The organism is Citrobacter sp. ANG330 (genome assembly GCF_047467925.1).
Lineage (GTDB): Bacteria > Pseudomonadota > Gammaproteobacteria > Enterobacterales > Enterobacteriaceae > Citrobacter_A > Citrobacter_A amalonaticus_G.
Genome location: NZ_JASJUI010000010.1, coordinates 1 through 20,858, shown reverse-complemented (window position 1 = coordinate 20,858; position 20,858 = coordinate 1). Strand labels below are relative to the sequence as shown.

Annotated in this window: 24 protein-coding genes; all 24 read left to right on the top strand. The window is 58.0% G+C overall.

Annotated features, from left to right (window positions below; translation table 11 throughout):
- Positions 1–13: 13 nt before the first annotated feature.
- Positions 14–1,075 (top strand): methyltransferase, encoded by a 1,062-nt coding sequence (locus QNN88_RS18710; RefSeq protein ID WP_414241538.1) that lies wholly within the window; start codon positions 14–16, stop codon positions 1,073–1,075.
- A gap of 54 nt (positions 1,076–1,129) precedes the next feature.
- Positions 1,130–1,852: a beta-ketoacyl synthase chain length factor gene (locus QNN88_RS18705; RefSeq protein WP_414241537.1), complete on the top strand. Its 723-nt coding sequence runs from the start codon at positions 1,130–1,132 to the stop codon at positions 1,850–1,852.
- Positions 1,831–2,664 (top strand): lysophospholipid acyltransferase family protein, encoded by an 834-nt coding sequence (locus QNN88_RS18700; RefSeq protein WP_414241536.1) that lies wholly within the window; start codon positions 1,831–1,833, stop codon positions 2,662–2,664. Before QNN88_RS18705 ends, QNN88_RS18700 begins: the two co-directional genes overlap by 22 nt.
- Positions 2,645–2,902, top strand: coding sequence for a phosphopantetheine-binding protein (locus QNN88_RS18695; protein WP_206164044.1), 258 nt, complete (start codon positions 2,645–2,647; stop codon positions 2,900–2,902). The genes QNN88_RS18700 and QNN88_RS18695 overlap by 20 nt, the downstream gene beginning before the upstream one ends.
- Positions 2,903–2,914: 12 nt before the next feature.
- Complete coding sequence (locus QNN88_RS18690) at positions 2,915–3,166, top strand: acyl carrier protein (protein ID WP_195296128.1); 252 nt, start codon at positions 2,915–2,917, stop codon at positions 3,164–3,166.
- A gap of 6 nt (positions 3,167–3,172) precedes the next feature.
- Entirely contained in the window at positions 3,173–3,745 is a 573-nt protein-coding gene (locus QNN88_RS18685) for a hypothetical protein (RefSeq protein ID WP_414241535.1), read from the top strand.
- A complete protein-coding gene (locus QNN88_RS18680) occupies positions 3,742–5,103 on the top strand; it encodes an AMP-binding protein (RefSeq protein WP_414241534.1) in 1,362 nt (453 codons plus the stop codon). Before QNN88_RS18685 ends, QNN88_RS18680 begins: the two co-directional genes overlap by 4 nt.
- Complete coding sequence (locus tag QNN88_RS18675) at positions 5,090–5,443, top strand: hydroxymyristoyl-ACP dehydratase (protein ID WP_414241533.1); 354 nt, start codon at positions 5,090–5,092, stop codon at positions 5,441–5,443. Before QNN88_RS18680 ends, QNN88_RS18675 begins: the two co-directional genes overlap by 14 nt.
- Positions 5,434–7,125, top strand: coding sequence for a glycosyltransferase family 2 protein (locus QNN88_RS18670; protein ID WP_414241532.1), 1,692 nt, complete (start codon positions 5,434–5,436; stop codon positions 7,123–7,125). Before QNN88_RS18675 ends, QNN88_RS18670 begins: the two co-directional genes overlap by 10 nt.
- Positions 7,126–7,128: 3 nt before the next feature.
- Positions 7,129–7,551, top strand: a complete 423-nt coding sequence (locus tag QNN88_RS18665; RefSeq protein ID WP_042998503.1) for an acyl-CoA thioesterase — start codon at positions 7,129–7,131, stop codon at positions 7,549–7,551.
- The gene (locus tag QNN88_RS18660) at positions 7,548–8,153 is read left to right on the top strand and encodes a LolA family protein (RefSeq protein WP_414241531.1); all 606 of its coding nucleotides are present in this window, start codon (positions 7,548–7,550) and stop codon (positions 8,151–8,153) included. Before QNN88_RS18665 ends, QNN88_RS18660 begins: the two co-directional genes overlap by 4 nt.
- Complete coding sequence (locus tag QNN88_RS18655; protein ID WP_414241530.1) at positions 8,122–10,440, top strand: MMPL family transporter; 2,319 nt, start codon at positions 8,122–8,124, stop codon at positions 10,438–10,440. The genes QNN88_RS18660 and QNN88_RS18655 overlap by 32 nt, the downstream gene beginning before the upstream one ends.
- Positions 10,440–11,096: a DUF3261 domain-containing protein gene (locus tag QNN88_RS18650; protein ID WP_414241636.1), complete on the top strand. Its 657-nt coding sequence runs from the start codon at positions 10,440–10,442 to the stop codon at positions 11,094–11,096. The genes QNN88_RS18655 and QNN88_RS18650 overlap by 1 nt, the downstream gene beginning before the upstream one ends.
- 1 nt (position 11,097) lies before the next feature.
- Positions 11,098–12,267, top strand: coding sequence for a beta-ketoacyl-[acyl-carrier-protein] synthase family protein (locus QNN88_RS18645; RefSeq protein ID WP_414241529.1), 1,170 nt, complete (start codon positions 11,098–11,100; stop codon positions 12,265–12,267).
- Positions 12,264–12,740 (top strand): 3-hydroxy-fatty acyl-ACP dehydratase, encoded by a 477-nt coding sequence (locus tag QNN88_RS18640; RefSeq protein WP_414241528.1) that lies wholly within the window; start codon positions 12,264–12,266, stop codon positions 12,738–12,740. The genes QNN88_RS18645 and QNN88_RS18640 overlap by 4 nt, the downstream gene beginning before the upstream one ends.
- Positions 12,737–13,468: a 3-ketoacyl-ACP reductase FabG2 gene (locus tag QNN88_RS18635; RefSeq protein ID WP_414241527.1), complete on the top strand. Its 732-nt coding sequence runs from the start codon at positions 12,737–12,739 to the stop codon at positions 13,466–13,468. The genes QNN88_RS18640 and QNN88_RS18635 overlap by 4 nt, the downstream gene beginning before the upstream one ends.
- Positions 13,465–14,694, top strand: a complete 1,230-nt coding sequence (locus tag QNN88_RS18630; RefSeq protein ID WP_414241526.1) for a beta-ketoacyl-ACP synthase — start codon at positions 13,465–13,467, stop codon at positions 14,692–14,694. The genes QNN88_RS18635 and QNN88_RS18630 overlap by 4 nt, the downstream gene beginning before the upstream one ends.
- Before the next feature lies 1 nt (position 14,695).
- On the top strand, positions 14,696–15,280 hold the full coding sequence (gene acpT, locus QNN88_RS18625; protein WP_414241525.1) for a 4'-phosphopantetheinyl transferase AcpT: 585 nt from the start codon (positions 14,696–14,698) through the stop codon (positions 15,278–15,280).
- A gap of 136 nt (positions 15,281–15,416) precedes the next feature.
- On the top strand, positions 15,417–16,991 hold the full coding sequence (nikA, locus tag QNN88_RS18620; RefSeq protein ID WP_414241635.1) for a nickel ABC transporter substrate-binding protein: 1,575 nt from the start codon (positions 15,417–15,419) through the stop codon (positions 16,989–16,991).
- Positions 16,991–17,935 carry a nickel ABC transporter permease subunit NikB gene (nikB, locus tag QNN88_RS18615; protein ID WP_414241524.1) on the top strand — a complete coding sequence of 315 codons (945 nt, stop codon included), beginning with the start codon at positions 16,991–16,993 and terminating at the stop codon, positions 17,933–17,935. The genes nikA and nikB overlap by 1 nt, the downstream gene beginning before the upstream one ends.
- On the top strand, positions 17,932–18,765 hold the full coding sequence (nikC, locus tag QNN88_RS18610) for a nickel ABC transporter permease subunit NikC (RefSeq protein WP_414241523.1): 834 nt from the start codon (positions 17,932–17,934) through the stop codon (positions 18,763–18,765). The genes nikB and nikC overlap by 4 nt, the downstream gene beginning before the upstream one ends.
- The gene (gene nikD, locus QNN88_RS18605; protein WP_414241522.1) at positions 18,765–19,529 is read left to right on the top strand and encodes a nickel import ATP-binding protein NikD; all 765 of its coding nucleotides are present in this window, start codon (positions 18,765–18,767) and stop codon (positions 19,527–19,529) included. Before nikC ends, nikD begins: the two co-directional genes overlap by 1 nt.
- Positions 19,526–20,326 (top strand): nickel import ATP-binding protein NikE, encoded by an 801-nt coding sequence (nikE, locus tag QNN88_RS18600; protein WP_414241521.1) that lies wholly within the window; start codon positions 19,526–19,528, stop codon positions 20,324–20,326. Before nikD ends, nikE begins: the two co-directional genes overlap by 4 nt.
- A 12-nt stretch (positions 20,327–20,338) precedes the next feature.
- Complete coding sequence (nikR, locus tag QNN88_RS18595) at positions 20,339–20,740, top strand: nickel-responsive transcriptional regulator NikR (protein WP_042323093.1); 402 nt, start codon at positions 20,339–20,341, stop codon at positions 20,738–20,740.
- The last annotated feature ends 118 nt before the right edge of the window (positions 20,741–20,858 follow it).

Below are 20,858 nucleotides of genomic sequence, written 5' to 3'. Positions count from 1 at the left end.
GGTTGTACTCGCTATGTACGAACAGGACTCCCTCAGCGCACTGGATGCGATCGCGGAAGCGCAGCGTATCGCCTTCGCCCCCATGCTGTTTCAAACCGCACTTTGCCTGCGAAATGCTGATGTGCTGGCGTATCTTGACCGCCAGGGTAAGCAGGGTGCAACACTGGAAGAGATTACCGAAAACAGCCACGTCAACGAATATGCGGTCAGTGTCTTGCTGGATATGGGATTAAGCGGACGCATTATTACCCATCGCGCGGGACGCTATTATCTGGCGAAAATCGGACATTTCCTTTTGCATGACACGATGACTCGCGTGAATATGGATTTCACCCACGACGTCTGTTATCAGGGATTGTTCTTTTTAGAGAATGCCCTGAAAGAAGGAAAACCGTCCGGGTTAAAAGTGTTTGGGGACTGGCCAACGATCTATCCGGCATTGTCGCAATTACCACCGTCCGCACGTGAAAGCTGGTTCGCCTTCGATCATTACTATTCTGACGGTGCGTTTGATGCCGCATTACCGTATATATTCGCCAGTTGTCCTGCAACCCTGTACGATGTCGGCGGAAATACGGGGAAATGGGCAATACGCTGTAGCCAGTTCGACGAAAATATCGCGGTGACGTTATTAGATTTGCCACAACAAATTGCACTTGCCCGCGAAAATATCGAAAATGCAGGATTATCTCATCGTATCGATTTTCATGCGGTGGATATGCTTGGCGATGCGCCTTTACCCACAGAAGCCGATATCTGGTGGATGAGTCAATTTCTTGACTGTTTTTCACCGGAGCAAATTGTCACCATGCTCAGCAAGGTTGCCCGTGTGATGAAACCGGGCGCAAGGCTGTGCATTATGGAGCTGTTCTGGGATGCACAGCGCTTTGAAGCCGCCTCATTCAGTTTGAATGCGTCTTCGCTCTATTTTACCTGCATGGCGAACGGTAACAGCCGATTCTACAGCGCAGAGAAATTTTATGGCTATCTGGACAAGGCAGGGTTCCAGGTAGAAGAACGCCACGACAATCTGGGCGTTGGACATACTTTATTGATATGTCAGAAGAAAAAATAACAAGGTAGCGACTTAACGCTCCTGGAATCACCGGTTTACCGCGGACGCGCGTTGATGAAATTCTCACTAAACATAACTGACTGGCGGGCGATGGCGCCTGGTCTGAGCGAATCGATACAGTGGCAGCAGTGGTCACGGCATCCGCACGCCATCGATCCCACGGCAGCGCAAGGCAAACTGAGCGAACTGCCGATGATGACCGCCCGTCGCCTCAGCTCAGGCAGCAAACTGGCGGTGGAATGTGGTCTGGCGATGCTACGCCGCCATGCTATCGACGCGGTGCTGTACACCAGTCGTCATGGCGAACTCGAACGTAACTACCGCATTCTGCATGCGCTGGCGACAGAACAAGCACTCTCGCCGACCGATTTCGCTCTGTCGGTACACAATTCCGCGGTGGGCAACCTGACCATCGCGGCTAAACACCCTATCGTCTCGTCATCACTTTCCGCCGGGCGCGATACCTTCCAGCAGGGGTTATGCGAAGTCATCTGCCTGCTACAGGCGGGTTATCAGCGCGTGCTGATGGTCGATTTCGACGGTTTTCTTCCCGAGTTTTACCACCCGCGCCTCCCGGAAAATATGCCAACCTGGCCGTACGCCACCGCACTGGTCTGTGAAGCCGGCAACGACTGGGTGTGTCAGAGCGAACCGGCTCAGGCAGGCTCTGAAACGCCACTTCCACAAAGTCTGCTGTTTTTACAGCACTATTTACTGAATGCCGACGCATTTTCTCTTCCGGGCGAGCGTGTGCAATGGCACTGGAGTCGGTCATGAAAGGGGGGTTCTCCACGCTGAACCGCCTGTGGCGGATCGCCATGACCGGCTTTTGCTTTGCCCTCTTCGGACTCGGCGGACTGCTGCTTTCGGTCATCTGGTTTAACGTTCTGTTAGTTTTTGTGTGGGATAATCCCCGGCGTCGCCGCATTGCGCGACGCAGTATAGCTGCCAGTTTCCGTCTTTTTTTAGCGGTCACCCGCGTATTAGGCGTACTGGATTACCGCATGGAAGGGGTCGATATTTTGCGTCAGGAACGCGGATGTCTGGTGGTCGCCAATCACCCCACGCTGATCGATTATGTCCTACTGGCGTCAGTGATGCCCGAAACAGACTGTCTGGTGAAAAGCGCACTGCTGAAGAATCCGTTCCTCAGCGGCGTCGTCCGTGCCGCGGATTATCTGGTCAACAGCCAGGCGGATGCGCTATTACCCGCCTGCCAGCAGCGTCTGGCGCAGGGCGATACGATTTTGATTTTCCCCGAAGGCACTCGCACCACGCCCGGCGAGACCATGACGCTGCAGCGTGGCGCGGCGAATATCGCCGTGCGCTGCGGCAGCGATATCCGCGTGGTGACCATCCATTGCAGCCAGCGCATGCTGGATAAAGAAAGCAAATGGTATCAGGTGCCACCGAAAAAACCGCTGTTTACCGTTGAGGTACGCGAGCGGGTTAAAATCGACCATTTTTACGACGCAAATTTACAAGAACCGGCGCTGGCGGCAAGACAGCTAAACCGGCATCTTTTGCTTCAATTACAACCAGGTACGTTACCTTTCTCAGGAATTAATGATGCAAGCGCTTTATCTTGAAATTAAAAATCTCATCATAACAACATTGAATCTGGACGAACTGTCGACAGACGACATTGATACCGAGGCGGCGCTGTTTGGCGATGGACTGGGTCTGGACTCAATTGATGCCCTGGAGCTGGGACTGGCGGTTAAAAATCAGTACGGCGTGGTGCTTTCAGCGGAAAGCGAAGAGATGCGTCAGCACTTCTTCTCCGTCGCCACGCTGGCGTCTTTCATTCATGCGCAACGTGCCTGAGGAGAGTCCGTAATGACCGATCAACACGCTATCTACAACGAAGTCTCCGCACTGCTGGTAAAGCTGTTTGAAATCGACCCGCAGGACATTAAACCTGAGGCGCGTCTGTACGAAGATCTTGAGCTGGACAGCATCGACGCCGTCGACATGATAGTCCACCTGCAAAAGAAAACCGGTAAGAAGATCAAACCGGAAGAGTTCAAAGCCGTACGCACCGTGCAGGATGTCGTTGATGCGGTAGAACGCCTGCTTAAAGAAGCGTAATACGCCGTGTCTGGCGTTCGCGCGTTGCCTGTGCTGACCGGCGTGCTGTTGCTTGCCTGGCCTTTCCTGATTTGGTTTGGCCTGGCGCATCACAGCCTGCAATGGATTCTGCCGATTATGGCGCTGCTGTTGTTCCTGCGCTTTCGCCAGACCCGGCGACAGGCGGGTCCGCTGTGCGTGGTCACTCAGGTCGTCGCCGTCACGGGCATCACACTGTGCGCCGCAAGCTATCTGCTTAAAACCCACCAGTTACTGCTGTTTTATCCGGTGGTGGTAAACGCCGTCATGCTTGCCGTTTTTGGCGGTTCGCTCTGGTCAGCGATGCCCATCGTTGAACGACTGGCGCGACTGCGCGATCCCCAACTCCCGGATGTGGCGGTGCGTTACACCCGCCGGGTGACGCAGATCTGGTGCGCCTTTTTCATCTTTAATGGCGGCGTGGCCCTGTTTACCGCCCTCCACGGTGATATGGCAATGTGGACCGCGTGGAACGGCATGATCGCCTATTTGTTGATGGGGCTACTGATGGGCAGTGAATGGCTGGTACGCCGCCAGATGATTAAACGAGATCCGCAATGAAGCAGACCCTGATGCTTGCCGAATGGCTTACTTCTCCTCGTCCGGCAAATACGCCCATCGCCTGGCTGGACGAACGGACCTGGACACTCGGCCACTTACGCTATGATGTCGCCCAACTGATGACAACGTTGCAGCAGCAGGAAGGCGATCGCTGGGCGCTGTGCTTTGAAAACAGCTATCTGTTTATCGTGGCACTGCTGGCTACCCTGCATGCAGGGAAAACGCCGGTGATTCCGGGACACAGTCGTGTCTCGTTGCTGGATGAACAGCGGGCGCTATTTGACGGCGTACTGAGTGATAAAACGCTCGGCTGGCAGGGGCCGCTGTGGGTGGTCAGTTCAGTCATGATGGAGAGTGACGAGGTCTGCCTTTTCCCGCCCCTTCGCCCTGATGCATATATCGAGTTGTTTACCTCTGGCTCAACGGGACAACCGAAGCGCATCGTCAAACCCATTGCCCGTCTGGACCATGAAGCCGAAATGCTGGCCGCGCGCTTTGCCGACCGCCTGGCGGGGTGCCGGGTGGTAGCCTCCGTCGTGCCGCAGCATCTGTACGGCCTGACGTTCCGCATTTTCCTGCCGATGGCGCTCGGCCTGCCGCTGCATGCGGCCATGCTTTACTACGCCGAGCAGCTTGCCGCGCTGGGTCACGAACATCGCTACGTATTTATCAGCAGCCCGGCGTTTTTAAAACGCCTCGACCACCAGCTTACTCCGCCGCCGGTGGCAATGATTCTCTCTGCTGGCGGCATGCTGCCGTGGCAGGACGTCACGCAAACCGCCGCCTGGCTGAACGTCTGGCCGGATGAAATCTACGGCAGCACCGAGACCGGTATTCTGGCCTGGCGCTATCGTCAGCAGGAGAATGTCACCTGGCTGCCCTTCCCCGGCGTATCATTTATCGCAGAAGAGGAAGCATTCCGCGTCTTCTCTCCGCTGATTGCCGACGCTAACGGTTTGCTGCTCGACGATATCCTGCAGTTTGAGCCAAACGGTCAGTTTCGCCTGATGGGACGCCGTGGGCGAGTGGTCAAAATTGAAGAAAAGCGCATTTCGCTCAGCGAAGTTGAGCAACGTTTGCTGGAGCTAAAGGGCATCCGCGAGGTCGCCGCCCTGCCAATAACTCGTGGCGGTCGCCAGGGCGTGGGCGTACTGCTGGTACTGGATGACGAGGCGTATCGCCGCTGGCAAAACGGCGGCGGAAAAACCCAGGAGCTGACGTGGCGACGGGCGCTGCTACCATGGCTGGAGCCGGTCGCCGTACCGCGTTACTGGCGGGTGATCGACGAAATCCCGGTCAACAGTATGAATAAGCGTGTCTATGCGCAATTACAGGAGTTGTTTCATGATACCCCATGAAATTGAGCGCCATCAGGCACAGCCCCAACAGGTCGAGATCGTCCTGCATCTCGATCCTTCCCTGTTCTGGTTCAGCGGCCATTTTGCCGTGCAGCCGCTGCTGCCGGGCGTCGCGCAGATGGACTGGGTGATGCACTATGCCACCACCCTGCTCGCCCCCGGCTGGCGTTTTCACAGCATTCAGAATGTGAAGTTCCAGGCGCCGCTGCTGCCGGAAAACACCGTCACGCTGACGCTGAGCTGGCAGGAAGCGCGTCAAATCCTGACGTTCAGTTATCAACGCCACGACGGTGACGCACGCCAAACCGCCAGCAGCGGGAAGATCCGGTTATGCCGTTGACCTTTTCCCCCTGCGTGCTGATCCCCTGCTATAACCACGGCGCTATGATGTCGCGTGTGCTGACGCGCCTGCAGCCGTTTGACCTGCCGTGTATTGTAGTGGATGACGGCAGCGATGCAGCGACCCGGCAGGAACTGGATAAACTCGCCGCGCAGACAGACAACCTGACGCTGATTCGTCTGGCGGAAAATGCCGGAAAGGGCGCAGCGGTGATTCGGGGATTACAGGCGGCGGCAGACGCCGGATTTACCCATGCCGTCCAGGTCGATGCTGACGGTCAACATGCCATTGAAGACATTCCAGAACTGCTGAAACTGGCGCAGCAGCATCCTGACGCGCTGATCTCCGGACAGCCGATTTACGACGATTCTATTCCCCGCTCGCGTTTGTACGGTCGCTGGATAACGCATGTGTGGGTGTGGATTGAAACCCTTTCGCTGCAGATAAAAGACAGCATGTGCGGCTTTCGCGTCTACCCCGTCGCCCCCACGCTCGAACTGGCGCAACGGGTAACGCTCGGCAAGCGGATGGACTTCGATACGGAAGTGATGGTGCGTCTCTGGTGGCAGGGCACCTCCAGCCATTTTGTCCCGACCCGCGTGACCTATCCCGAAGACGGGTTATCACATTTCGATGCGTTGAAAGATAACTGCCGCATTTCGCTGATGCACACCCGACTGTTCTTCGGCATGTTGCCGCGCATTCCGTCACTGCTGCTGCGCCGCTCATCGTCGCACTGGGCGCGCCAGCATGAGGTAAAAGGACTGTGGGGGATGCGCCTGATGCTGCTGGTCTGGCGACTGCTGGGACGTAAAGCGTTCACCTTGCTGTTGTATCCGGTGGTCGGTGTGTACTGGCTGACGGCGTCCACCGCTCGCCAGGCCTCACAGAACTGGATCGCTCGCGTGCGTGAGCAGTTGATCCTGCGCGCCATGCCGGTGCCGAAAAAACTCACCAGTTATCAACACTTCCTGCGTTTTGGCAACGCGATGCTCGATAAAATCGCCAGCTGGCGCGGCGAGCTACATTTTGGCCGCGACGTGGTGTTTGCGCCAGGGGCTGAAGCGGCGCTGAATGTGAGCGATCCTCGCGGCAAGCTGCTGCTGGCCTCGCATCTGGGCGATGTTGAGGCCTGTCGTGCACTGGCGCAGTTGCAGGGCAGCAAAACCATCAACGCGCTGGTGTTCAGCGACAACGCCCGCCGTTTTAAGCAGATTATGGAAGAGATGGCCCCGCAGGCCGGACTCAACCTGATGCCGGTCACCGATATCGGTCCGGACACCGCCATTGCGCTCAAAGAGAAGCTGGAGCGCGGCGAGTGGATTGCCATCGTCGGCGATCGCATTGCGGTAAATCCACAGCGTGGCGGCGAATGGCGCGTCTGCTGGAGCCGTTTCATGGGGCAAGGCGCCCCGTTCCCGCAGGGGCCGTTTATCCTCGCCTCGATTTTGCGCTGCCCGGTGGATCTGCTGTTTGCCCTGCGCCAGCGCGGAAAACTGTGCATTCACTGCGAGCCGTTCGCCGATCCGCTGGTTCTGCCGCGCGCCGAACGCCAGCAGGCGCTACAGCACACCGTCGATCGCTATGCCGAGCGTCTTGAACATTACGCGTTACAGTCGCCGCTCGACTGGTTTAACTTTTTCGATTTCTGGCAGTTGCCGGAACCCAAAGACAAGGAGTAAAGGGTGCTGAACGATCCCCGCTTTACGGCTGAAGTTGAGCTGACCATTCCGTTTCACGACGTCGACATGATGGGCGTGGCGTGGCACGGCAACTATTTCCGTTACTTCGAGATCGCCCGCGAAGCGCTGCTTAACCAGTTCGACTACGGCTATCGCCAGATGAAAGCCTCCGGCTACCTGTGGCCGGTGGTCGATACCCGTGTGAAATACCGCCATCCGCTGACCTTTGAGCAGCGCATTCGCGTGCGGGCACGTCTGGAAGAGTTCGAAAACCGCCTGCGCATTGGCTATGAAATTTTCGATGCTGAAAGCGGGAAACGTGCGACGACGGGCTATACCATTCAGGTAGCAGTGGAAGAGAAAAGCCGCGAAATGTGCTTCGTTTGCCCGGATATCCTGTTTGAACGCATGGGGGTAACGCCATGAGGTTTCTGCCGCTGCTGGCGCTGCTCGTCAGCCCGTTCGTCAGCGCCCTGACACTGGATGAACTGCAACAGCGCTTTACCGAACAGCCGGTGATCCGCGCCCATTTCGATCAAACCCGGACCATTAAGGATCTGCCGCAGCCGCTGCGATCCGCGGGGACGATGTTGATCGCCCGCGACCAGGGACTGCTGTGGGATCAAACCCATCCATTCCCGATGCAACTGCTGCTGGATGACAAACGAATGGTGCAAGCCATCAACGGCCAGCCGCCGCAAATTATCACCGCCGACAACAACCCGCAGATGTTCCAGTTTAACCATCTGCTGCGCGGGCTGTTTCAGGCCGACCGTAAGGTACTGGAGCAAAATTTCCGCGTTGAGTTTGCCGATAGTGGTGAAGGCCGCTGGACGCTGCGCCTGACGCCTGTCACCACGCCGCTGGATAAGATCTTCGCCACCATCGATTTAGCCGGAAAAGACTATCTGGAGCGCATAGAGCTTAACGATAAACAGGGCGACCGCACGGATATCGTACTTTCACAACACCAACTGACGCCTGCGCAACTGACTGATGACGAACGCCAACGTTTTGCCGCCCAGTAAACGCCCCGCGCTGTTATGGGGAGTCGCCTGCATTATCATGCTGGGCGTGTTGCTGACGCTGCTGCCCCAGGCGCGACTCAATAGCAGCGTGCTGGCGATGCTGCCAAAACAGGCGCTGGGGGCGATTCCGCCTGCCCTGAACGACGGCTTTATGCAGCGTCTTGACCGCCAACTTGTCTGGCTGGTCAGTCCCGGTAAAAAGGCGGACCCGGCAATCGCCCGCGACTGGCTGGCAATGCTGCAACAGTCGCAGGCGCTGGCAGAGGTGAAAGGCCCGATGGACGCCGACAGCCAACAGGCCTGGGGCGCGTTCTTCTGGCAGCACCGCAACGGTTTAATCGACGCACAGACTCGTGCCCGTCTGCAAAACGGCGGCGAGGCGCAGGCGCAATGGATCCTGTCTCAACTCTATTCCGCGTTTTCCGGCGTCAGCGGTAAAGAGCTGCAAAACGACCCGTTGATGCTGATGCGCGGCTCACAGCTGGCGATGGCCGAAAACGGTCAGCGTCTGCGACTGATGGACGGCTGGCTGGTGGCGCAGGACCGCGAGGGAAACGACTGGTATCTGCTGCATGGCGAACTGGCCGGTTCGTCGTTCGATATGCAACAGACACACCGGCTGGTCACGACGCTCGCGACGCTGGAAGGCGAGCTGAAGACCCGCCATCCGCAGGCGCAGCTCCTGTCGCGTGGCACGGTATTTTACAGTGACTACGCCAGTCAGCAGGCAAAGCAGGATGTCTCCACGCTCGGGGTAGCTACGGTGTTGGGCGTATTGCTGCTGATTGTCGCGGTGTTCCGCTCACTTCGCCCACTGCTGCTGTGTCTGTTATCGATCAGTATCGGCGCGCTGGCAGGAACCGTCGTTACACTCCTGCTCTTCGGCGAACTGCATCTGATGACGCTGGTGATGAGTATGAGCATTATCGGCATCTCCGCCGATTACACGCTGTATTACCTGACTGAACGGATGGTTCACGGCGCGGAAACCTCGCCCTGGCAAAGCCTGGCAAAAGTGCGAAATGCACTGCTTCTGGCGCTGCTAACCACCGTCGCGGCCTACCTGATTATGATGCTCGCCCCCTTCCCCGGCATTCGCCAGATGGCGGTATTTGCGGCAGCAGGGCTGAGCGCCTCGTGCCTGACGGTGATTTTCTGGCATCCGTGGTTATGCCGTGGATTACCCGTGCGCCCGGTTCCGGCGATGGTACTGATGTTGCGCTGGCTTGCCGCCTGGCGACGGAATAAAAAACTCTCTGTTGGCCTACCCGTCGCACTGGCTCTCTTCTCACTGGCTGGCGTGGCGACGCTGCGCGTGGATGACGACATCTCGCAGTTGCAGGCGCTGCCGCAGCACATTCTGGCGCAGGAAAAGGCCATTACTGCGCTGACCGGACAAAGCGTCGATCAGAAATGGTTTGTGGTATACGGCGACTCCGCACAGCAGACGCTGGAACGGCTGGAAGCTTTTGTCCCCGCGCTGGCGCAGGCGAAAAAAGAGGGGCTGCTTCGCGGTTATCGCACCATCCCGCTCAATTCACTGGCTCGTCAGCAGCAGGATCTCACTTTGCTGCAAAACGCTGCGCCCACGGTCATTCAGACCCTGAACAACGCCGGTCTGACGACGGTCAATCCTGAACTCAGTCCTATGCCGGTTACCGTCGATGCCTGGCTTGCCAGCCCGGCGAGCGAAGGCTGGCGACTGTTGTGGTTGAGCCTGCCTCACGGCGAAAGCGGCGTACTGGTGCCGGTGGAAGGCGTCAAACAGAGCGCTGCGCTCAACGCGCTCAGCGAAAAATATCCCGGCGTCGCGTGGGTGGATCGTAAAAGCACTTTTGACAGTCTGTTTGCGTTGTATCGCAACGTACTGACCGGTTTACTGTTTATCGCGCTGGCGGTCATTGCCTGCGGGGCAATCGCACGACTGGGCTGGCGCAAAGGGTTAATCAGCCTCGTGCCGTCGGTGCTCTCTTTGGGCTGCGGTCTGGCGGTGCTGGCATTGAGCGGGCATGCGGTCAATCTGTTCTCGCTGTTGGCGCTGGTGCTGGTGCTGGGGATCGGCATTAACTATACGCTGTTTTTCAGTAACCCACGCGGAACACCGCTGACTTCCCTGCTGGCCATCACGCTGGCGATGATGACCACTCTGTTGACGCTCGGCATGCTGGTCTTTAGCGCCACCCAGGCGATCAGCAGTTTTGGCATTGTACTGGTGAGCGGCATTTTCACCGCGTTCCTGCTTTCCCCTCTGGCGATGCCGATGAAAAGAGAGAAAAAACGAAAATGATGAAACGTCTTTTTACCGGATGGCGGTTACGCCTTATCCGACCTGGCGGGACAACAGGTTGGCGTAGGCCTGATAAGCGTAGCGCCATCCGGCAGTTAGCACTGTGCCTCTTCGCGCTGTCACTCGCCGGCTGCAGCCACTCGCCAAAAGATCAGCAAGGTCGCCCACAGGCATGGCTGGAACCGGGGACTCGCGTGACGCTGCCTGCGCCGGGTATTTCTCCGGCAGTCAATTCTCAACAGCTGCTTACCGGCAGCTTCAAGGGCAAAACCCAGTCATTACTGGTGATGCTGAATGCCGATGACAAAAAAATCACGCTGGCGGGGCTGTCGTCAGTGGGTATTCGTCTGTTCCTCGTCACTTACGATGACAAAGGGTTACACACCGAGCAGTCCATCGTGGTTCCACAATTGCCGCCCGCCAGTCAGGTGCTGGCGGACGTGATGCTTAGCCACTGGCCGGTTAGCGCCTGGCAGCCGCAGTTGCCGAAAGGCTGGACGCTGACGGACCGTGGCGACAGGCGTGAACTGCGTAATGCCCGCGGCACGCTGGTGACGGAAATCACCTACCTGAACCGCAAAGGCAAGCGCGAACCGATCAGCATCGAACAGCACGTCTTTAAATACCACATCACCATTCAATATCTGGGTGACTGAGATGATCTACATTTCTGCGGTTGGCATGATTAACGCACTCGGCAACGATGCCGATGAGATTGCCGCTAACCTCACGCGCGGCGTTGCCCCCGGCATGCGCCCGCGCACCGGCTGGCTACAGGGCCATCCTCACGCGGTACTCGCCGGTGTGGAGGGCGAACTGCCTGCGATTCCTGATGATTATTGCGCCCATCGTTCGCGCAATAATCAGTTGCTGCTGGCGGCGCTCCAACAGATGCAACCGCAGGTGGATGAAGCCATTGCGCGTTACGGTCGCGAGCGAGTCGCCGTTGTACTCGGGACCAGCACCTCGGGTCTCGATGAAGGTGACAAACACGTTAACCTGACGCTCAACGGCGAGGAAAGCCCCCACTGGCAGTATCCGCAGCAGGAACTGGGCGACCCCTCGCGCTTTCTCAGCCACTGGCTGAAGCTGGACGGCCCGGCGTTTACCCTTTCTACCGCCTGCTCTTCCAGTGCCCGCGCTATCATCAGCGGACGGCGTTTGATTGAGTCCGGTCTGGCGGATGTCGCTATTGTCGGCGGCGCGGATACCCTGAGCCGGATGCCGATCAACGGCTTCCACAGTCTCGAATCGCTTTCCACGACGCGGTGCCTGCCGTTTGCCCGTGACCGCAGCGGCATTACGATTGGCGAAGGCGCGGCGCTGATGTTGCTGACCCGCGAACCGCAGCCCATCGCACTGCTTGGCGTGGGAGAATCCAGTGACGCGCACCATATCTCTGCACCTCATCCCGAGGGCGTTGGGGCCATTCGCGCCATCCAGCAGGCGCTGGACGATGCCGGTCTCACACCCGAACAGGTGGGCTACATCAATCTGCACGGCACCGCCACGCCGCTGAACGATCAGATCGAATCCAGGGTGGTGAACGCGCTGTTTGACGAGCGCGTCCCGTGCAGCTCGACCAAACACCTGACCGGCCACACGCTGGGGGCGGCCGGAATTACCGAAGCCGCGCTCAGCATGCTGATTTTACAGCGCAATCTGCCGTTGCCGGCGCAGGATTTCAGCCTGTCGCCACGCGATCCCTCGCTGCCATCCTGCGGCATTATTGAACAGCCGCAGCCCCTTGAACGCCCGGTTATCTTGTCAAATTCGTTCGCTTTTGGCGGCAATAACGCCAGTATTCTGCTCGGGAGGATGTCATGAGCCACTATTTATCACCTGGCGAATACCTGCCGCACGACGCTCCCATGCTACTGCTTGACGAGGTAGCCTGTGTGCGCGAAGAAACCGCTGTCTGCCGCGTCACCGTAACAAGCGACGGCGTGCTGGGGCCATTTCTTGACCCGCAGGGTAATTTACCCGGCTGGTTCGCACTGGAACTGATGGCGCAGACCGTCGGCGTCTGGTCCGGTTGGCATCGCCATCAGCAGGGCCAGGGGGCGATTTCGCTGGGCATGGTACTCGGCGCCCGCGAACTGATTTGCGCGGCAGGCGTGTTGCCCGCAGAAACCGCTTTATCGATTACCGTTAAGTTGCTGATGCAGGACGACCGTTTCGGCAGCTTCGAATGCGCGATTACGGCAGGCGAGGAGACGCTGGCAACAGGCCGCATCAATACCTTCCAGCCATCGGCAGAAGAACTTCATTCTCTATTTCAACAAGGAGCGTCCGCATGAGTCGTTCAGTTTTGGTTACCGGCGCCAGTAAGGGTATCGGTCGCGCTATCGCCCGCCAGCTGGCAGCGGACGGCTTTGTGGTCGGCGTGCACTATCACCGTGATGCGCTGGGCGCACAGGAGACGCTGGACGCCATCCTCGCCGTCGGCGGCGCGGGGCGTTTGCTCAGTTTTGATGTGGCAAACCGCGAACAATGCCGCGAGGTGCTGGAACAGGATATCGAGGCGCACGGTCCGTGGTACGGCGTGGTCAATAATGCGGGAATCGCCCGCGACGCGGCCTTCCCGGCACTCAGCGACAGCGACTGGGACACCGTGATTCACACTAACCTCGACAGTTTTTATAACGTCATTCAGCCGTGCATCATGCCGATGATCGGCGCGCGCCAGGGCGGTCGCATCATTACGTTGTCATCTGTCTCCGGCGTGATGGGAAACCGTGGCCAGGTTAACTACAGCGCCGCTAAAGCCGGGATTATTGGCGCCACCAAAGCGCTGGCGATTGAACTCGCGAAACGTAAAATTACCGTTAACTGCATCGCGCCGGGGCTAATCGACACCGGTATGATCGAAATGGAAGACGCCGCACTGAAGGAAGCGATGGCGATGATTCCGATGAAACGCATGGGTCAGGCGGACGAAGTCGCCGGGCTTGCCAGCTATTTAATGTCGGATATCGCGGGCTACGTTACCCGGCAGGTGATTTCCATCAACGGAGGGATGTTATGACTCGGCGTGTAGTGATTACAGGGATGGGCGGCGTCACCGCGTTCGGCGAAGACTGGCAGCACGTCTCCGCACGATTGCTTGCTTATGAAAATGCGGTGAGGAAAATGCCGGAATGGCAGGTTTATGACGGGCTACATACCCTGCTGGGCGCGCCGATCGATGATTTCACGCTACCTGAGCATTACACCCGTAAGCGCATCCGCGCGATGGGTCGCGTGTCGTTGATGTCCACCCGCGCCACCGAACTGGCGCTCGAACAGGCTGGACTGATTGGCGACGACGTGCTCACCAGCGGGGAAACGGGTATTGCGTATGGTTCCTCCACCGGCAGTACTGGCCCGGTGAGCGAATTTGCCACCATGCTGACCGAAAAGCACACCAATAACATTACCGGCACCACCTATGTGCAGATGATGCCGCACACCACCGCTGTCAACACCGGCTTGTTTTTCGGCCTGCGCGGACGGGTGATCCCCACCTCCAGCGCCTGTACCTCCGGCAGCCAGGCGATTGGCTATGCGTGGGAAGCGATTCGCCACGGCTATCAAACCGTGATGGTAGCAGGCGGTGCGGAAGAGCTGTGTCCGTCGGAAGCGGCGGTGTTTGACACCCTGTTCGCCACCAGCCAGCGTAACGATCAACCGAAAACCACGCCGTCGCCGTTCGATGAACAGCGTGATGGGCTGGTGATTGGCGAAGGCGCCGGGACGTTGATCCTGGAAGAACTCGAACACGCCAAAGCGCGCGGCGCAACCATTTACGGCGAAATCATCGGGTTTGCCACCAACTGCGACGCCGCCCATATCACCCAGCCTCAGCGGGAGACCATGCAAATTTGCATGGAGCAGTCGCTGAAAATGGCAGGGTTAAACGCGCTGGATATCGGCTATATTTCCGCACACGGCACCGCAACGGATCGTGGCGATATTGCGGAAAGTCAGGCAACCGCCGCCATTTATGGCGATAACGTACCCATCTCCTCGCTGAAAAGTTATTTTGGGCATACCCTTGGTGCCTGTGGCGCGCTGGAAGCCTGGATGAGTCTGCAAATGATGCGCGAAGGCTGGTTTGCGCCTACGCTAAACTTAAAACAGCCCGACGCCAACTGCGGCGCGCTGGATTACATTATGGGTGAAGCCCGTAAGATTGATTGTGAGTTTTTGCAGAGCAACAATTTTGCGTTCGGCGGCATCAATACCTCCATCATTATTAAACGTTGGTCCTGATATGTATCGGATCGTACTGGGAAAAGTTTCGACACTCAGCGCAGGCGCACTGCCGTCTGCGTTAATCGCACAGGCGCCGCAAGGCCCGCGTCGCGCACGCTGGCTGGCGGGGCGCGTTCTGCTTTCCCACACCCTCTCGCCGCTGCCAGAGATCGTCTACGGCGAACAGGGAAAACCGACGTTTTCGCCGGATACGCCACTGTGGTTTAACCTGAGCCACAGCGGGGACGACATCGCCCTGCTGCTGAGCGATGAAGGTGAAGTGGGCTGCGATCTTGAAGTCATTCGCCCGCGCGCCAACTGGCGTTCGCTGGCGAACGCGGTGTTCAGCCTCGGCGAACATGCCGAAGTAGAAGCGGAACATCCGGATCGGCAGCTCGCCGCGTTCTGGCGCATCTGGACGCAAAAAGAGGCGATCGTGAAACAGCGCGGCGGCAGTGCGTGGCAAATCGTCAGCGTCGACAGTACATTTGATTCCGGGCTTTCCGTCAGCCATTGTCAGGTCGATAACCTGAGCCTGGCCGTCTGTACCCCCACGCCCTTTACCCTGACCGCAGACGCGCTGCAGTGGCTGGAAACGGTCTGACATCACAAACATACGATTTTCGTATAATTCGTGTGTTTGACCGCCCTTCTCTTGATCCAGAACACGTCAAAAGTATGATGATTCCTTAGAATCGTCATACTCATTAAGTCGTACCTCTACATCATTCGGGATCACCATTTTGTCCAGACTACGCCGCACACTTTTTGCGCTGCTGGCCTGTGCGTCATTCCTTACGCACGCCGCTGCCACTGACGAAATTACGACCGCATGGCCGGTCAACGTTGGGCCACTGAATCCGCATCTGTATACCCCAAACCAGATGTTTGCCCAGAGCATGGTTTATGAGCCGCTGGTAAAGTATCAGGCTGATGGTTCGGTCATTCCGTGGCTGGCGAAAAGCTGGACCCACTCGGCGGATGGCAAAACCTGGACATTCACCCTGCGCGACGATGTGACCTTCTCGAATGGTGAAGCGTTTGACGCCCATGCGGCGGCGGAAAACTTCCGCGTGGTGCTTGATAACCGTCAGCGTCACGCCTGGCTGGAACTGGTCAATCAGATCGTCGACGTGAAAGCGCTCGACAAAAACCAGCTACAAATCACCCTGAAAAGCGCCTATTACCCTTTCTTGCAAGAGCTGGCGCTGCCACGCCCGTTCCGCTTTATTGCGCCGTCACAATTTAAAGACAACGAAACGATGCGCGGCATTAAAGCGCCGATTGGCACCGGGCCGTGGGTGCTGAAAGCGTCAAAGCTCAATCAGTACGATGTGCTGGTGCGCAACGATCGCTACTGGGGAGAAAAGCCACAAATTCAAAAAATTACCGTGAAGGTGATCCCGGACCCGACGACCCGCGCCGTGGCGTTTGAAACGGGTGACATCGACCTGTTGTACGGTAACGAAGGGTTGTTGCCGCTCGATACTTTTGCCCGTTTCAGCCAGAACCCGAACTACCGCACCCAGCTTTCTCAGCCGATTGAAACGGTGATGCTGGCGCTTAACTCAGCAAAAGCACCGACCAATGAGCTGGCGGTACGTGAAGCGCTGAACTATGCGGTGAACAAAAAATCGCTGATCGACAACGCGCTATACGGCACGCAGCAGGTCGCCGATACGCTGTTTGCGCCTACCGTTCCTTATGCCAATATTGGCCTGAAACCGCGCCAGTACGACCCGCAACAGGCGAAAGCATTACTGGAAAAAGCAGGCTGGACGCTCCCCGCAGGTAAAGACATTCGCGAGAAAAACGGTCAACCGCTGCGTATTGAGCTGTCGTTCATTGGCACCGACGCGCTGAGCAAATCGATGGCGGAAATTATTCAGGCCGATATGCGCCAGATTGGCGTCGATGTCGCACTGGTCGGCGAAGAAGAAAGCAGTATTTATGCCCGACAGCGTGACGGACGCTTCGGCATGATTTTCAACCGCACCTGGGGGGCGCCGTACGATCCGCACGCCTTTATGAGTTCGATGCGCGTTCCGTCGCATGCGGATTACCAGGCACAGCAGGGTCTGGCGGATAAGCCGATCATCGATAAAGAGATTGGCGAAGTGCTGGAAACCACCGACAACACGCAGCGTCGGGCGCTCTATAAAGACATCCTGACCCGTCTGCACAACGACGCGGTCTATCTGCCCATCAGCTATGTCTCAATGATGGTGGTCGCCAGACCTGAACTGGGTGAGATCCCTTACGCGCCGATCGCTTCTGAAATTCCATTTGACCAGATTAAACCGGTGAAACCCTGATGTTGCGTTATATACTGCGGCGCATTCTGCTGCTGATTCCGATGATATTCGCCGCCTCGGTGATCATCTTTCTGATGCTGCGCCTGGGCACCGGCGACCCGGCGCTCGATTATCTGCGCCTGTCTAACCTACCACCAACGCCAGAAATGGTAGCGTCGACCCGCGTGATGCTGGGCCTCGATCAGCCGCTTGTCGTGCAGTACGGCACCTGGCTGTGGAAGGCGCTGCATCTGGACTTTGGCATCTCGTTTGCGACCCAGCGCCCGGTGCTGGATGACATGCTGAACTTCCTGCCCGCCACGCTGGAACTGGCGGGTGCCGCGCTGGTGCTGATCCTGCTGACCTCCGTGCCGCTCGGTATCTGGGCGGCGCGTCACCGCGACCGTCTGCCGGATTATGTCGTGCGGTTGATCGCTTTTCTCGGCGTATCGATGCCCAACTTCTGGCTGGCTTTCCTGCTGGTGATGTTCTTTTCCGTGTCGCTGCAATGGCTGCCCGCAATGGGCTACGGCGGCTGGCAGCACCTCATTTTGCCGGCGGTGTCGATAGCCTTTATGTCGCTGGCGATCAACGCCCGACTGCTACGCGCCAGCATGCTGGAAGTCGCCGGGCAGCGTCACGTCACCTGGGCGCGCCTGCGCGGGCTGAACGACAAACAAACAGAGCGCCGCCATATTTTACGTAACGCCTCGCTGCCGGTCGTCACCGCTGTCGGGATGCACATTGGCGAGTTAATTGGCGGGACGATGATTATCGAAAACATCTTTGCCTGGCCGGGCGTCGGACGTTACGCCGTTTCAGCGATATTTAACCGCGACTACCCGGTGATTCAGTGCTTTACGTTGATGATGGTGGTGGTCTTCGTGGTCTGTAATCTGATTGTTGATCTACTGAACGCCGCGCTGGACCCGCGCATTCGTCGTCATGAAGGAGCGCACTCGTGAACTTTTTCCTCTCTTCACGCTGGTCGGTTCGTCTGGCCATGATTGTCATCGCCCTGCTGGCGTTGATTGCGCTGACCAGCCAGTGGTGGCTGCCGTATGATCCGCAAGCGATCGATTTACCCTCGCGCCTGCTGGCGCCGGACAGCCAGCATTGGCTGGGAACGGACCATCTGGGGCGCGACATTTTCTCCCGCCTGCTGGCGGCGACCCGCGTGTCGCTGGGCTCGGTAATGGCCTGTCTGCTGCTGGTACTGGCGCTGGGGCTGATTGTCGGCGGCAGCGCCGGGCTGCTGGGTGGGCGTGTCGACCAGGCTACTATGCGCGTCGCCGATATGTTTATGACCTTCCCGACCTCCATTCTGTCGTTCTTTATGGTCGGTGTGCTGGGTACGGGGCTGACTAACGTGATTATCGCCATCGCCCTGTCACACTGGGCGTGGTATGCGCGCATGGTGCGCAGTCTGGTGATTTCCCTGCGCCAGCGCGAGTTTGTTCTCGCTTCGCGGCTTTCCGGCGCGGGCCATGTCCGGGTGTTTATCGATCATCTGGCTGGTGCTGTAATCCCCTCGCTGCTGGTGCTGGCCACGCTGGATATTGGTCATATGATGCTGCACGTCGCCGGGATGTCGTTCCTCGGCCTGGGCGTGACGGCACCGACGGCGGAATGGGGGGTGATGATTAACGACGCCCGCCAGTATATCTGGACCCAGCCGCTGCAAATGTTCTGGCCGGGGCTGGCGCTGTTTATCACGGTGATGGCCTTCAATATGGTGGGCGACGCCCTGCGCGATCACCTTGATCCTCATCTGGTCACGGAGCATGCTCACTGATGCCACAGCACATTGAATTGCAAAATATCGCCTTACAGGCCGATCGCCCACTGGTGCACGGCGTGTCGTTAACGCTCAAACGCGGACGCGTACTGGCACTGGTTGGCGGTAGCGGGAGCGGAAAATCGCTGACCTGCGCGGCGGCGCTTGGGATTTTACCTGCTGGCGTGCGCCAGACGTCGGGAGCGATTCTTGCTGACGGTAAGCCGGTTTCGCCATGCTCCCTGCGCGGATACAAAATCGCCACCATTATGCAAAACCCCCGCAGTGCGTTTAATCCGCTGCATACGATGGCGACGCACGCGCGGGAAACCTGTCAGGCGCTGGGTAAACCGGCAGACGACGCCACGATTATGCACGCCTTAGAGGCGGTTGGACTGGAACACCCCGCACGCGTGCTGAAGCTTTACCCATTCGAGATGAGCGGCGGCATGCTGCAACGCATGATGATCGCGATGGCGGTACTGTCCGATGCGCCGTTTATCGTCGCCGACGAGCCAACCACCGATCTGGACGTGGTGGCGCAGGCGCGCATCCTCGATCTGCTGGAGAGCATTATGCACAGCCGGGCGCCGGGGATGCTACTGGTGACTCACGACATGGGCGTTGTTGCGCGACTGGCTGATGACGTGGCGGTGATGGATAACGGTAATATCGTTGAGCAGGGCGACGTGGAAACCCTGTTCCATTCACCAAAACACACCGTCACCCGCAATCTGGTATCAGCCCACCTCGCCCTGTACGGAATGGAGTTAACCTCATGACGTTACTCAGTGTTTCCAGCCTCTCACACCAGTATGCGCATTCCGGCGTCAGTGGAAAACATCAACATCAGCAGGTGCTTAAAACGGTCTCTTTGACTCTGAAAAGCGGCGAAACCGTTGCGCTTCTGGGGCGCAGCGGCTGCGGGAAAAGCACGCTGGCACGTCTGCTGGTCGGTCTGGAATCGCCCAGTCAGGGAAGCGTAAGCTGGCGCGGTGAACCGCTGGCAAAACTGAACCGGGCTAAACAAAAGGCGTTTCGCCGCGATATCCAGATGGTGTTTCAGGATTCCATCAGCGCGGTGAATCCGCGTAAAACCGTATGCGAGATCCTGCGAGAGCCGATGCGCCATTTACTCTCGTTGTCCAAAGCCGAACAGATGACGCGGGTTCGTGAAATGCTCCACGCCGTGGATCTGGACGATAGCCTTCTCGACAAACGACCGCCGCAGCTCAGCGGCGGTCAGCTCCAGCGTGTCTGCCTGGCCCGTGCGCTGGTGGTGGAACCGAAACTGCTAATCCTGGATGAAGCGGTGTCGAATCTCGATCTGGTGTTGCAGGCAGGCGTTATTCGTCTGCTCAAGAAACTGCAACAGCAGTTTGGTACCGCCTGTCTGTTTATCACCCACGATCTGCGGCTGGTCGAACGTTTTTGCCATCGCGTCATGGTGATGGAAGAAGGACAAATCGTGGAGACACAGGAAGTCGGCGAGGCATTAACCTTTTCCTCCGAGGCCGGTCGTGTGCTACAACAGGCGGTACTCCCCGCATTCCCCGTGCGCCGTCGCGCCATTTCGTAAGGTTGATATCTGATGCAACGAGTCACCATCACGCTTGATGACGATTTACTGGAAACGCTGGATAGCCTGAGCCAGCGTCGTGGTTACAACAACCGCTCTGAGGCGATTCGTGACATTCTGCGCGGCGCGCTGGCGCAGGAAACCACGCAAGAGCACGGCACCCAGGGCTTTGCGGTGCTCTCCTATGTGTATGAACATGAAAAGCGTGATTTAGCCAGCCGCATTGTCTCAACGCAGCATCATCACCATGATTTATCGGTCGCCACACTGCACGTCCATATCAACCATGATGACTGCCTGGAAATTGCCGTTCTGAAAGGCGATATGGGCGATGTGCAGCATTTTGCCGATGATGTTATCGCCCAGCGCGGCGTGCGCCACGGTCATTTGCAGTGTTTGCCGAAAGAAGAGTAAGCGCCAACGATGCAGCCGGGGGCCCTTCGCTTGCCCGGGCTGGATTTGCACTCCCGTAGGCCGGATAAGGTGTAGCCGTCATCCGGCTTACCACTGCCGGGGGCGCTTCGCTTGCCCG

Bases quoted from the DNA above. Each gene is read 5' to 3' on its own strand.
- QNN88_RS18710 (WP_414241538.1), top strand. From the start codon at position 14: ATGTACGAACAGGACTCCCTCAGCGCACTGGATGCGATCGCGGAAGCG.
- QNN88_RS18705 (WP_414241537.1), top strand. From the start codon at position 1,130: ATGAAATTCTCACTAAACATAACTGACTGGCGGGCGATGGCGCCTGGT.
- QNN88_RS18700 (WP_414241536.1), top strand. From the start codon at position 1,831: ATGGCACTGGAGTCGGTCATGAAAGGGGGGTTCTCCACGCTGAACCGC.
- QNN88_RS18695 (WP_206164044.1), top strand. From the start codon at position 2,645: ATGCAAGCGCTTTATCTTGAAATTAAAAATCTCATCATAACAACATTG.
- QNN88_RS18690 (WP_195296128.1), top strand. From the start codon at position 2,915: ATGACCGATCAACACGCTATCTACAACGAAGTCTCCGCACTGCTGGTA.
- QNN88_RS18680 (WP_414241534.1), top strand. From the start codon at position 3,742: ATGAAGCAGACCCTGATGCTTGCCGAATGGCTTACTTCTCCTCGTCCG.
- QNN88_RS18675 (WP_414241533.1), top strand. From the start codon at position 5,090: ATGATACCCCATGAAATTGAGCGCCATCAGGCACAGCCCCAACAGGTC.
- QNN88_RS18670 (WP_414241532.1), top strand. From the start codon at position 5,434: ATGCCGTTGACCTTTTCCCCCTGCGTGCTGATCCCCTGCTATAACCAC.
- QNN88_RS18660 (WP_414241531.1), top strand. From the start codon at position 7,548: ATGAGGTTTCTGCCGCTGCTGGCGCTGCTCGTCAGCCCGTTCGTCAGC.
- QNN88_RS18655 (WP_414241530.1), top strand. From the start codon at position 8,122: ATGACGAACGCCAACGTTTTGCCGCCCAGTAAACGCCCCGCGCTGTTA.
- QNN88_RS18650 (WP_414241636.1), top strand. From the start codon at position 10,440: ATGAAACGTCTTTTTACCGGATGGCGGTTACGCCTTATCCGACCTGGC.
- QNN88_RS18645 (WP_414241529.1), top strand. From the start codon at position 11,098: ATGATCTACATTTCTGCGGTTGGCATGATTAACGCACTCGGCAACGAT.
- QNN88_RS18640 (WP_414241528.1), top strand. From the start codon at position 12,264: ATGAGCCACTATTTATCACCTGGCGAATACCTGCCGCACGACGCTCCC.
- QNN88_RS18635 (WP_414241527.1), top strand. From the start codon at position 12,737: ATGAGTCGTTCAGTTTTGGTTACCGGCGCCAGTAAGGGTATCGGTCGC.
- QNN88_RS18630 (WP_414241526.1), top strand. From the start codon at position 13,465: ATGACTCGGCGTGTAGTGATTACAGGGATGGGCGGCGTCACCGCGTTC.
- acpT (WP_414241525.1), top strand. From the start codon at position 14,696: ATGTATCGGATCGTACTGGGAAAAGTTTCGACACTCAGCGCAGGCGCA.
- nikB (WP_414241524.1), top strand. From the start codon at position 16,991: ATGTTGCGTTATATACTGCGGCGCATTCTGCTGCTGATTCCGATGATA.
- nikD (WP_414241522.1), top strand. From the start codon at position 18,765: ATGCCACAGCACATTGAATTGCAAAATATCGCCTTACAGGCCGATCGC.
- nikE (WP_414241521.1), top strand. From the start codon at position 19,526: ATGACGTTACTCAGTGTTTCCAGCCTCTCACACCAGTATGCGCATTCC.
- nikR (WP_042323093.1), top strand. From the start codon at position 20,339: ATGCAACGAGTCACCATCACGCTTGATGACGATTTACTGGAAACGCTG.